7 protein-coding genes and 1 pseudogene are annotated in these 12,507 nt (G+C 72.9%); 3 read left to right on the top strand and 5 right to left on the bottom strand.

Annotation, left to right across the window (positions count from 1 at the left end; genetic code table 11):
- Positions 1-19: 19 nt before the first annotated feature.
- Positions 20-508: a glutathione peroxidase gene (locus tag OG310_RS30275; RefSeq protein WP_329459010.1), complete on the bottom strand. Its 489-nt coding sequence runs from the start codon at positions 506-508 to the stop codon at positions 20-22.
- Positions 509-871: 363 nt separating this feature from the next.
- The gene (locus OG310_RS30280) at positions 872-3,385 is read right to left on the bottom strand and encodes a DEAD/DEAH box helicase (protein ID WP_329459011.1); all 2,514 of its coding nucleotides are present in this window, start codon (positions 3,383-3,385) and stop codon (positions 872-874) included.
- A gap of 201 nt (positions 3,386-3,586) precedes the next feature.
- Here OG310_RS30280 and OG310_RS30285 point away from each other — a divergent pair, with 201 nt between their 5' ends.
- Together OG310_RS30285 and OG310_RS30290 are read left to right on the top strand one after the other, a co-directional pair.
- Positions 3,587-4,381, top strand: a complete 795-nt coding sequence (locus OG310_RS30285) for a metal-dependent hydrolase (RefSeq protein ID WP_329459012.1) — start codon at positions 3,587-3,589, stop codon at positions 4,379-4,381.
- 275 nt (positions 4,382-4,656) lie between these two features.
- The gene (locus OG310_RS30290; RefSeq protein ID WP_329459013.1) at positions 4,657-5,103 is read left to right on the top strand and encodes a DUF5655 domain-containing protein; all 447 of its coding nucleotides are present in this window, start codon (positions 4,657-4,659) and stop codon (positions 5,101-5,103) included.
- A gap of 67 nt (positions 5,104-5,170) precedes the next feature.
- Here OG310_RS30290 and OG310_RS30295 read toward each other — a convergent pair whose 3' ends face one another.
- From OG310_RS30295 to OG310_RS30305, 3 genes and pseudogenes are all read right to left on the bottom strand, one after another.
- Entirely contained in the window at positions 5,171-6,961 is a 1,791-nt protein-coding gene (locus OG310_RS30295) for an ABC transporter ATP-binding protein (protein WP_329459014.1), read from the bottom strand.
- Positions 6,958-9,021: an ABC transporter ATP-binding protein gene (locus OG310_RS30300; RefSeq protein WP_329460467.1), complete on the bottom strand. Its 2,064-nt coding sequence runs from the start codon at positions 9,019-9,021 to the stop codon at positions 6,958-6,960. Before OG310_RS30300 ends, OG310_RS30295 begins: the two co-directional genes overlap by 4 nt.
- 462 nt (positions 9,022-9,483) lie before the next feature.
- Positions 9,484-9,891 (bottom strand): annotated as a pseudogene (locus OG310_RS30305) (MarR family winged helix-turn-helix transcriptional regulator); the annotation flags it as partial.
- A gap of 407 nt (positions 9,892-10,298) precedes the next feature.
- Here OG310_RS30305 and OG310_RS30310 point away from each other — a divergent pair.
- A complete protein-coding gene (locus tag OG310_RS30310) occupies positions 10,299-12,296 on the top strand; it encodes an ABC transporter ATP-binding protein (RefSeq protein WP_443078766.1) in 1,998 nt (665 codons plus the stop codon).
- The last annotated feature ends 211 nt before the right edge of the window (positions 12,297-12,507 follow it).

Genomic DNA, 12,507 nt, shown 5'->3' on the forward strand with positions numbered 1-12,507 from the left:
GGGCAGCCGGGCGCCGCGCTCAGACGGGCAGTTGGGCCTCGACCGCGGAGATCACCGCGGGGTCCTCGGGAGCCGTCCTGGTACGGAAGCGGGCCACGGTCTCGCCCGCGGGGGAGATGAGGAACTTCTCGAAGTTCCACCCGACGTCCCCGGCCTCGCCCTGGTCGTCCGCGGTCCGCGTCAGCTCCGCGTAGAGCGGGTGCCGGGCGTCCCCGTTGACGTCGGTCTTCTCCAGCAGCGGGAACGTGACCCCGTAGGTGGTCGTGCAGAACGTCTGGATCTCTTCTGCCGTGCCGGGCTCCTGGCCGGCGAACTGGTTGCACGGCACCCCGACGACGGTGAAGCCGCGGTCGCCGTACGTCTTCTGCAGTTCCTCCAGCGCCGTGTACTGCGGGGTCGCACCGCATTTGGAGGCGACGTTGACGACCAGCACGGCCTTGCCGCGGTAGTCGGCCAGCGACGTGGGCTCACCGGTCAGTGTGCGCAGCGGAATGTCGTAGAGACTCATGAACCAGACCCTCCTCGATCTCCTCGGTGGAGATACGTGCCCGTCCATTGTGGACCCGACGGTTGCCTCGCGGACCGGCGCCCCGCCCCGCCCGGGGAGAGTGGTGGAGCCGGGGCGCACGGCGCACGCGACCCCCGCGGGCCCGCCGCTGCGCGCCGGTGGGCGCCCCGGACGGCGCTCCCGTGCTGCCCGACGGCCCGGACGTCCCCCGTGGCCCTCACGGCGGTCCCCGCCGTCAGCGCGTTCCCACGCCGTCACCGAGCCGGGCGGAACCGGGGCCGCCCGCCTCGAAAGCCCGCCTCGAAATCCCGGGCCGGGCCGTCGCGCGCTGCCGCGGGGCGGGCTCCGCACGTCCCCGCGCCGTCAGAGCTGGCCCACCGACGTCACCCGGATGACGGCCAGCCCCTGCTCGTCCGAGGCGGCGAGGTCGACCTCGGCACTGATGCCCCAGTCGTGGTCGCCGTTCGGGTCCGCGAAGGTCTGCCGCACGCGCCACAGGCCGTGCGGCGCGTCCTCCTCGATCGACAGCAGCTTGGGGCCGCGCGCGTCCGGGCCGGTCCCCAGGTCCTCGTACTCGTCCCAGTACGCGTCCATCGCCTCGCCCCAGGCGTCCTCGTCGAAGCCCGAATCGGCGTCCATCGCGCCGAGTTGGCCGACCTTGTCCAGCGCGGCCAGTTCGACCCTGCGGAACATCGCGTTGCGCACGAGGACCCGGAACGCGCGGGCGTTCGCCGTGACCGGCCGCACCTGGTCGGCCTTCTCCTGGGCCTGCTCGGCCGTCTCCTCCGCCGGGTTGGCGAGTTGTTCCCACTCGTCCAGCAGGCTGGAGTCGACCTGGCGCACCAGCTCACCCAGCCAGGCCGTGAGGTCTTCCAGGTCCTCCGACTTCAGGTGCTCCGGAATGGTGTGCTCCAGCGCCTTGTAGGCGCCCGCCAGGTAGCGCAGCACGATCCCCTCCGTCCGGGCCAGCTCGTAGAACGAAGTGAACTCGGCGAAGGACATGGCCCGTTCGTACATGTCCCGGATCACCGACTTGGGCGAGACCGGGTGGTCGCCGACCCACGGGTGACTCCTGCGGTACACGTCGTATCCGTGCCACAGCAGCTCCTCCAGCGGCTTGGGGTACGAGACCTCCTGCAGGCGCTCCATGCGCTCCTCGTACTCGACGCCGTCCGCCTTCATCTCCGCGACGGCCTCGCCACGCGCCTTGTTCTGCTGCGCGCCGAGGATCTGCCGGGGGTCGTCCAGCGTCGACTCCACCACCGACACCATGTCCAGGGCGTACGACGGTGATTCGGGGTCGAGGAGTTCGAACGCGGCGAGCGCGAACGTCGAAAGCGGCTGGTTCAGCGCGAAGTTCTGCTGGAGGTCCACGGTCAGCCGGACGATCCTGCCCTCCGCGTCCGGCGTCGCGAGCCGCTCCACGACCCCGCCGTCCAGCAGGGAACGGTAGATCGCGATGGCGCGCCGGATGTGCCGCAACTGCTGCTTGCGCGGCTCGTGGTTGTCCTCCAGCAGGTGCCGCATCGCGTCGAACGCGTTGCCCGGCCGGGCGATCACCGAGAGCAGCATCGTGTGCGTCACCCGGAAACGCGAGGTCAGCGGCTCCGGGTCGGCCGCGATCAGCTTCTCGAACGACTGCTCCGACCAGGCGATGAACCCCTCGGGCGCCTTCTTGCGCACCACCTTGCGGCGCTTCTTCGGATCGTCCCCGGCCTTGGCCAGCGCCTTCTCGTTCTCGACCACGTGCTCCGGGGCCTGTGCCACGACGAGGCCCGCGGTGTCGAACCCCGCGCGGCCCGCGCGGCCCGCGATCTGGTGGAACTCCCGCGCGCGCAGGGTCCGCACGCGGGTGCCGTCGTACTTGGTGAGCGCGGTGAACAGCACGGTGCGGATGGGCACGTTGACGCCCACGCCCAGGGTGTCCGTGCCGCAGATCACCTTCAGCAGGCCGGCCTGCGCGAGCTTCTCCACCAGACGCCGGTACTTGGGCAGCATGCCCGCGTGGTGGACGCCGATACCGTGCCTGACGTAGCGCGACAGGTTGCGGCCGAAGGTGGTGGTGAAGCGGAAGTTGCCGATCAGGTCGGCGATCCTGTCCTTCTCCTCGCGGCTGGACATGTTGATGCTCATGAGCGACTGCGCCCGCTCGACGGCGGCCGCCTGGGTGAAGTGCACGATGTAGACGGGCGCCTGGTGCGTCTCCAGCAGCTCCGTCAGCGTCTCCGTGATGGGTGTCGTCCGGTACTCGTACGACAGCGGGACGGGCCGCGTCGCCGAGCGTACGACGGTCGTCTCACGGCCCGTGCGGCGCTTGAGGTCCTCCTCGAAGCGCTGCATGTCGCCGAGCGTCGCCGACATCAGGACGAACTGCGCCTGCGGCAGCTCCAGCAGCGGGATCTGCCAGGCCCAGCCGCGGTCCGGCTCCGCGTAGAAGTGGAACTCGTCCATGACGACCTGGCCGATGTCGGCGTGCTTGCCGTCGCGCAGCGCGATGGCCGCGAGCACCTCGGCCGTGCAGCAGATCACCGGGGCGTCGGCGTTGACGGAGGCGTCGCCGGTCAGCATGCCGACGTTCTCCGTGCCGAAGAGCTTGCACAGGTCGAAGAACTTCTCCGACACCAGCGCCTTGATCGGCGCGGTGTAGAAGGTGACCTCGTCGCGGGCCAGGGCCGCGAAGTGCGCGCCCGCGGCCACCAGGCTCTTGCCGGAGCCGGTCGGTGTGGACAGGATCACGTTGTTCCCGGACACCACCTCGATCAGGGCTTCCTCCTGCGCCGGGTAGAGGGAGATCCCCTGTCCCTCGGCCCAGGTCGAGAAGGCCTCGAAGAGGGCATCGGGGTCGGCGTCCTTTGGCAGCTGATCGATAAGGGTCACGTCACCATCTTGCCTGCTCCCGGTCCCGATCCGGGAACCGGACGGTCCGAGGAAGATCGCGGACGGTACGCTGCGGTCCCGACCGGCATGATCGTCGGCGCCGCGGCAGCGGCACCGCACGGCGCGTCACACCGGTCCGCCATGTCCGGCCCGAGGGCCGGCGACGACCGACGACAACTCCACAGGGAGACGGGTACGACCATGATGGGACCTGCACACTCACTCTCGGGGGCGGCCGCTTGGCTCGGGGTGGGTGCCGCCGCGTCGGCGCTCGGACACGGCATGCCCTGGCCCGTCCTCGTGGTGGGGGCCCTGATCTCCTCGGGGGCGGCGCTCGCCCCCGACCTCGACCACCAGGCCGCCACGATCTCCCGCGCCTTCGGTCCCGTCTCGCGGGGACTGTGCGAGATCGTGGACGTGCTCTCCCATTTCGCCTACCGGCACACCCGGCTCAAGGGCGACCCGAGCAGCCGCAGCGGCGGCCACCGTACGCTCACCCACACCTGGCTGTGGGCCGTCCTGATCGGCGCGGGCGCCTCGGCGCTCGCGGTGTTCGGGGGCCGCTGGGCGGTGCTCGGCATCCTCTTCGTCCACATGGTGCTGGCCGTGGAGGGGCTGCTGTGGCGGGCCGCGCGCGTCTCCAGCGACGTCCTCGTCTGGCTCCTCGGCGCGTTCGCGGCCTGGACGCTGGCCGGGATCCTGGACGAGCCGGGCAACGGCGCCGGATGGCTGTTCACGCAGCCGGGCCACCAGTACATGTGGCTGGGCCTGCCCATCGTCCTCGGCGCGCTCGTCCACGACCTGGGGGACGCGATCACCATCTCGGGCTGCCCGATCCTGTGGCCCATCCCGATCGGCCGCAAGCGCTGGTACGCGGTCGGGACGCCGAAGCCGATGCGGTTCCGTGCGGGCAGCTGGGTGGAGCTGAAGATACTGATGCCGGCGTTCATGATTCTCGGAGGGCTCGGCGGGATCGTGGCGCTCGGCGTCATCTGACCGTCCGAGCGGCTGAGCGGCTGAGCGGCTGAGCGTCGGGCGTCGGGCGCGGGGGTCCTCCGTCCCTCCGTCCCTCCGTCCCTCCGGCGGGACGGACCCCGGCCCTCCGGCTGGACCGGGGGCGCGGTACCTGCGTGTGCTCGCGCCGTGTCCGTGCGTCCCGCGGTGCGGCGCGGGCCGTTCACCGCGCCCGTCGGCTCCGCTCGGCCATCGGCAACGTACATGTCACCGGAAGTTCGGCCCCCGCAGTGGTACGTGCCGTTAACGTCGGTGGCATGGCACCCACCGACAGCGAAGAATGGACCGTGGAACGCCACCTCTGCGCCCGGCCTCCGGCGGTCGTCGCGCTCTACCACCGGTTCGTCGAACTCGCCGAGGACTGCGGCCCCTTCACCTACGCCGTCGCGAGGACGGCGATCACCTTCAAGGGCCCCCGGCGCGGTTTCGCGGGCCTCTCGCCCGGTCCCCGGCACCTGGCCGGCCACCTGGACCTGCGGCACCGGGCCGCCCACGACCGCACCCCGCGGTCCGCGCCGTACCCGAACAGGCTCCGCGTGCACCACTTCAGGATCACCGAACTGGCTCAGCTCGACGACGCGTTCGCCGCTCTCCTGCGTGCGGCGTACGAGGTGGGGAGCGGGGCCCACCTGGGCGCTGCGGGCGGGGCGCCCGCGCGAGGGCCCCTCGGACAGCCCGCTGCGCGGGCTTCGCTCGAGGACTGACCGCTCGGTCCGCACGGGCCGGGACCCGTGCGGACCTCCTCGGGCAGCCCGGCCAGGGCGGGGCCCGTCAGCCGTGCCAGGAGCGCCAGAGCGCCGCGTACGCCCCGCCGGCCGCCACCAGGTCCTCGTGCGGCCCCAGTTCGGTGATCCGGCCGTCCTCCACCACCGCGATCACATCGGCGTCGTGCGCCGTGTGCAGCCGGTGCGCGATCGCGATCACGGTCCTGCCGTCCAGCACCCGGGCCAGTGACCGTTCCAGGTGGCGGGCCGCTCGCGGGTCGAGCAGCGAGGTCGCCTCGTCCAGGACCAGGGTGTGCGGGTCGGCGAGGACCAGGCGGGCCAGCGCGATCTGCTGTGCCTGCGCCGGTGTCAGCGCGGTGGCGCCCGATCCGACCCGGGTGTCCAGGCCCTCGGCCAGGGAACGCGCCCAGGTGTCGGCGTCGACCGCCCCGAGCGCCGCCCACAGCTCCGCGTCCGCGGCGTCCGTCCGCGCGAGCCGGAGGTTGTCACGCAGCGAGCCCACGAAGACGTGGTGCTCCTGGTTGACCAGCGCCACGTGCCGCCGCACCGACTCGGCAGGCATCCGCGACAGTTCGGCGCCGCCGAGGGTGACCGTTCCGCGCCGGGGCCCGTAGATCCCGGCGAGCAGCCGGCCCAGCGTCGACTTGCCGGCCCCTGACGGGCCGACCAGTGCGAGCCGGGTGCCCGGTGCGACGGCCAGCGACACCCGGTGCAGGACGTCGACACCGTCCACATAGCCGAAGTGGACGTCGTCGGCGCCGACATCGCGTCCGACGGGGGACAGGGCCGCGTCCCCGCCGTCCGGCTCGATGTCCCGCACCCCGACGAGACGGGCGATCGAGACCTGGGCCACCTGGAGTTCGTCGTACCAGCGCAGGATCATCCCCACCGGGTCCACCAGCATCTGGGCGAACAGCGCGCCCGTCGTGAGCTGGCCCACGTCCATCCAGCCCCGGAGCACGAACACACCACCGAGCATCAGGGTGGCCAGGAACACGATGGAGGTCGCCGCGTTGATCACCGGGAAGAGCACCGTACGCAGCCACAGCGTGTAGCGCTCCCACGCCGTCCAGCGCGCCACCCGCTGGTCGGAGAGGTCCACGCGGCGCTGACCGAGCCGGTAGGACTCGATCGTGCGTCCGGCGTCCACCGTTTCCGTCAGGGACGCGGCGACCGCCGCGTACCCGGCGGCCTCGGACCGGTACGCGGACGGCGCACGCCGGAAGTACCAGCGGCACCCCACGACGAGCACCGGCACCGCGAGCAGCACCGCGAGCCCGAGGGGTGGCGCGGTCACCGTGATCGCGCCCACCAGCAGCGCCACCCACACGACACCGATGGCCAGTTGAGGCACGGCCTCACGCATCGCGTCGGCCAGCCGGTCGATGTCGGTGGTGATCCGGGACAGCAGGTCGCCGGTGCCCGCCCGTTCCAGAACGCCGGGCGGCAGCCCCACCGACCGCACGAGGAAGTCCTCGCGCAGGTCCGCGAGCATCTCCTCGCCGAGGACGGCCCCGCGCAGCCGCACGGTCCTGGTGAACACGGTCTGCAGGACGAGCGCGCACGCGAACACCGCGGTGATCAGCGGCAGATGGAGCTCGCCTGCGGTCTTCGCACCGTCCGCGAGCCGCTGGACGACGGTGCCCAGCAGGTACGGACCGACCATCGACGCCACCACCGAGCCCGCGTTGACGCAGATCAGCACCGTGAAGGCGCGGCGGTGCGCCCGCAACAGGCCGCTCACGTAGGCGCGTACGGTCGCGGACGAGCCCACGGGCAGGATGGTCGCCGACTCGGGGGCGGCCGGATCGTGCTCCGGCCTGGCCACGCCGATCATGCCGGTTCCTCGCTCTCGTTGATGTGGTGGTGCCCTGCGCCCGCCGCCGCACGTTCGGGCGCGGGACGGTCGCCCCCGGCGCGGGCGGCCGGGGTGTCCGCTGCGGCGTGGTCCGTCGCGGTGACGAGCCCGGATCCGGGTCCGCGTCCGCTCACGGCTCCGGGAAGGCGGCCGGGTCCTGTGCCGGGGTGCGGCCGGGGCGCGGCGTCCGCCTCGCGGGTGACCACGGCGCGGTAGCGGGCGTCCGTGCGGAGCAGGTCGCGGTGCGTCCCCTCGGCGACGGCCTTCCCCTCGTGCACGAAGACCACCCGGTCCGCGCGGTCGAGCAGGAGCGGTGACGACGCGAACACCACGGTCGTACGACCGGCCCGCAGCCGTTGCACCCCGTCCGCGATCCGTGCCTCGGTGTGCGAGTCGACCGCGGACGTCGGCTCGTCGAGCACCAGGACCTCCGGGTCGGCGACCAGCGAACGCGCCAGGGCGAGCCGCTGGCGCTGACCGCCGGACAGCGACCTGCCGCGCTCGGTGATGCGGGCCCCCATCGCGGCGTCACCGCCGGAGGCCGGGCCCGGCACCTGCGAGGACCGCGGGTCCTGTGGCGGCGGGGCCGACCTCACCAGCGCCTCCAGTACGTCCTCGCACTGGGCGGCGGCCAGCGCGCGACGCGGGTCGACGGCGCCGGACGAGGGGACGTCGAGCAGTTCGGCGAGGGTCCCCGACAGCAGCACCGGGTCCTTGTCCTGGACCAGGACGCGGGCGCGGGCCGTCGCGAGCGGTACGTCGTCCAGCGCGAGGCCGCCGAGAAGGACGGACGACACCTCGTCCGTACCCGGCGCGTCCGCACGCCCGTCGGCCTCCCGATCGGCGCGGGAGTCCGCCCGGTCGTGCGCGGAGCCCGGGCCGTGCCCGCCCAGGCGCTCCGCGAGCCGTCCCGCGGCGTCGGGGTCACCGCACACCACGGCGGTCAGCAGCCCGGCGGGCGCGATCAGCGCGCTGACCGGGTCGTACAGGTCGCCGGCGGGCGGCGTGCCCCGCTGCGACCGGACGCCGATATCCCCGGTGTCCGTCCGTACGAGCGCCATGACCCGCGCCGCGCGCTTCGCCGACGGGCGCGAGACCGAGTACGCGACGGCGATCTCCTCGAACCGCTGGAGCGGTACGAGCAGGAGCGTCACCGCGCTGTACACCGTCACCAGTTGACCCGGGGTGATGTGGCCGTCGAGCGCCTGCCGCGCGCCGTACCAGACCACCGAGATCAGCATCAGCCCCGGCAGCAGCACCTGGACGGCCGCGATGAGCGACCACATGCGTGCGCTGCGCACCGCCGCCCGGCGCACCTCCTGGGAGACCTCGCGGTAGCGCCTGAGGAACAGCTCCTCGCCGCCGATGCCCCGCAGCACGCGCAGCCCGGCGACCGTGTCCGAGGCCAGTTCCGTCGCCAGGCCCGCCTTCTCCCGCTGCACGTCCACGCGGCGCGTGGCCGGTGCCAGCAGCGGCAGCACGGCGAGCGCCAGCACGGGCACGCCGATGACGACGAGCATCCCGAGCGACGGCACGTACAGCAGCAGACCCACCGCGATCGCGACCACGGCGAAGGCCGCGGCGAGGAACCGCGACAGTGCCTCGACGAACCACCCGATCTTCTCGATGTCACCGGTCGAAACAGTGACGATTTCCCCTGCGGCGACACGGTGCGACAGGGCGGATCCGAGCTCGACGGCCTTGCGCGCGAGGATCTGCTGGAGGCGCGACGCCGCCGTGATCCAGTTGGTCACGGAGACCCGGTGGAGCATGGTGTCGCCGACGGCGAGCGTGACGGCGCACAGGGCGACGAGCGCGCCCGCCAGCGCGAGGTGGCTGCCCGATCGGTCCACGACGGCCTGCACCGCGATACCGGAACCCACCGGCAGCGCGGCGATGCCCGCCTGCAGGAACAGCCCCCAGCCCAGAGCCTTCGCCTGGCCGCCGAGCTGGCTCCGGAACAGCCACCACAGGAATCTGCCGCCCGAGCTCGCGTCGGGGACACCTGGGTCTGCGTACGGAAGATCGCGAATCTGCATGATGTCCCAGGACTCGTGGGCGGCCAAGGCGTGCAAGCTTGGCTTTCCGGGCGAGTGGGGTGCAATCGCTTTTCCGCTCCCGGGACGACTTCCGGCCGTGCGGTGCGGGACCGCAGGGGCGGGGGTGAGCGCGGGACGAAGGAGCGTTGCCGCCGACCGGACCGGCGCGACCGGATGCGCGATGGGGGCGCAGGCCCGGCCGGGTAGGGCCTTCGCCCGGGTCGGGGAAGCGGGGGACTGTTCGGGCGGACCGTCCTCCGGGCGGGTGATGCGGCGCGGGCGGGTGGTGCGGACGGATCAGGCGGCGCCGCCGGGGCGGGCGGGACGCGCCGGCCCTTCCGTGGGCGCCACGGGATCGACCGCCGGGTCCGCGTGGTGCGGCACATCCCCGGACGGCACATCCCCGGATGGCGCCGCCCCGGACGGCATGTGCCCGGCGTGTGCGGCCGGCGCCGGCCCGCCGCCCGCGTCGGGCGTCCCCATCAGGGCCGACAGCAGTTCGCCGAGCGTCTCGCGCTGCTCACCGCTCAACGGCGCGAGCACTTCCTCGGCCGCCGAACGGCGCGCCGTACGCAGGGCGCGGAGCGTGTCGTGGCCTGAGTCCGTGAGTACGATCCTTCTCACGCGGCGGTTGGCCGGGTCGGGGGCGCGGCGCACCCAGCCGTTCGCCTCCAGGCCGTCGACCAGCGTCGTCACCGCGCGCGGCACCACTTCCAGGCGCGCCGCGAGGTCCGCCATCCGGGGCGGGCCGCCCTGATAGGCCACGCAGTAGGCGACGGTGCGCAGCAGCCGCCCCTGCGCGGGAGTGATCCCGACCGGTCCCAGCTGGTGCTTCTGGATGCGGTGGATGCGGCGGGTGAGCCGCAGCAGCTGCTCGGCGACCTGGCCGTCACGGTCCGCGCCCTCGCCCTCCGCGCCTTCGCCCTCCGCGCCTTCGCGGTCCGTACCGTCGAGGCCCCTGCCCTCGTGGTCCGCTCCGTCACGGCCGGTCCCTCTGCTCGTTCCGTTCGTTCCGTCGGGACCGGTCCCTTCGCGAGCCGTGCCGCCGTGCCCGGCGCCGGGGCCCGTGAGGGAGCCCGGTCCGGTCTCCCGCGCGCCTGCGTCGCCGGGGCCGGGGTTGTCGTGGCGCCGGTCGGCGGGATCGGGGTTGTCCATGCGGGAACAATATCAGGACTATGTTCATTGTGAGCCTAGGTAAGAGTGAGTTACGCTCCCCACGACCCTCCGGGCCGTGACCGCCCTCCGGGCCGCCCGCCCGCCGCCCCCCGAAGGAGCCCATGAACCGCCTTCTCTCCACCAGAACCTCCTCGGCCCGCCGCGACGCGGCCGAGCCGACGGAACGACCCGCACAGATGCGCCGCATCTTCGGCCTCTTCCGTCCCTACCGGGCCAAGCTCTCCGTGGTCGGCCTGCTGGTCGCCGCCTCGTCGCTGGTCTCGGTCGCCTCGCCGTTCCTGCTCCGGCAGATCCTCGACGTGGCGATCCCGCAGGGCCGTACGGGCCTGCTGAGCCTGCTCGCGCTGGGGATGATCCTCACCGCCGTCGTCAACAGCGTCTTCGGCGTGCTCCAGACGCTCATCTCGACCACGGTCGGCCAGCGCGTCATGCACGACCTGCGCACGGGCGTCTACGCGCAGTTGCAGCGGATGCCGCTCGCCTTCTTCACCCGGACGAGGACGGGTGAGGTGCAGTCGAGGATCGCCAACGACATCGGGGGCATGCAGGCCACCGTGACGTCCACGGCCACCTCGCTGGTGTCCAACCTGACCTCTGTGATCGCCACGGTCGTCGCCATGATCGCCCTCGACTGGCGGCTGACGATCGTCTCGATGGTGCTGCTGCCGGTGTTCGTCTGGATCAGCCGCAGGGTCGGCCGGGAGCGCAAGAAGATCACCACGCAGCGGCAGAAGCAGATGGCCACCATGGCCGCCACCGTCACGGAGTCGCTGTCCGTCAGCGGCATCCTGCTCGGCCGCACCATGGGCAGGGCCGACTCGCTCACCAAGGCGTTCTCCGACGAGTCCGAGCAACTGGTCGACCTCGAAGTGCGCTCCAACATGGCCGGCCGCTGGCGCATGTCCGTCATCGGGATCGTGATGGCCGCGATGCCCGCCGTCATCTACTGGGTCGCCGGGCTCGTCCTGCACGGCGGCAGTGTGGTGATCTCCATCGGCACCCTGGTCGCCTTCGTCTCGCTGCAGCAGGGCCTGTTCCGGCCCGCCGTGAGCCTGCTGGCCACGGGCGTGCAGATGCAGACGTCGCTGGCCTTGTTCGCCCGTATCTTCGAATACCTGGACCTCCCGGTGGAGATCACCGATCCGGAGCGGCCCGTGGCGCTCTCCCCGGACGGAGTGCGGGGCGAAGTCCGCTTCGAGAACGTCGACTTCAGCTACGCGGACCCCACGCGTCAGGTGTCCCTCACGAAGGGCGCCGGTGAGCCGGCGCGCACGACGCTCTCCGGGATCGACCTGAGCGTGCCGGCGGGCGGCAGCCTCGCCGTCGTCGGCCCCACGGGATCGGGCAAGTCCACCCTCAGCTACCTGGTGCCCCGGCTGTACGACGTGACCGGCGGACGCGTCACGCTCGACGGCGTGGACGTGCGCGAGCTGAGTTTCGACACCCTGGCCCGCGCGGTCGGCGTGGTCTCCCAGGAGACGTACCTCTTCCACGCGTCGGTCGCGGAGAACCTGCGCTTCGCCAAGCCCGACGCCACCGACGAGGAGATCGAGGCCGCCGCCAGGGCCGCGCAGATCCACGACCACATCGCGTCGCTGCCCGACGGGTACGACACGCTGGTGGGGGAGCGGGGCTACCGCTTCTCCGGCGGCGAGAAGCAGCGCCTGGCCATCGCCCGCACCATCCTGCGCGACCCGCCCGTCCTCATCCTGGACGAGGCGACGAGCGCCCTCGACACCCGTACCGAGCACATGGTGCAGCAGGCCATCGACGGGCTGTCGGCCGGCCGGACCACGATCACCATCGCGCATCGGCTCTCGACGGTCCGGGACGCGGACGAGATCGTCGTCCTGGACGGCGGGCACATCGTGGAACGCGGCACGCACGGCGAACTGGTGGCCCTGGACGGCCGGTACGCGGCGCTCGTACGCCGCGACAGCGGTGCGCCGGGCCCCGAGGGCGACGCCGCGGACACCACGGCGCCCGGCGCCCGCGGTTCCGGGCACGGAGCCGCGGTGGGCACGACGGTGACGACCGCCGCGGCGGCGGCCGGGACCACGGATCACGGCGCTCAGGCGCCGGCGCCGGTCGCGGGCTGACGGACACCGGGCCGGCCCGCACCGCGACCGCCCCGGGCCAGGGGACGGGCCTTCTCCGGAACGCGACGGACCGTCGGGACGGGCGGGCGGCCGGGTCGGTCCCGCCGCCGGGTGGCCGTCCGCCGGGCGAGACGCCGGGGGCGACCCTCCGCCGTGCGAACAGCGAAGGTGCGCCCGTGGCAGCGCGGCCGGGCCTCCCGCCTCCCGTGAT

The organism is Streptomyces sp. NBC_01497, from assembly GCF_036250695.1.
Classification (GTDB): Bacteria; Actinomycetota; Actinomycetes; order Streptomycetales; family Streptomycetaceae; genus Streptomyces.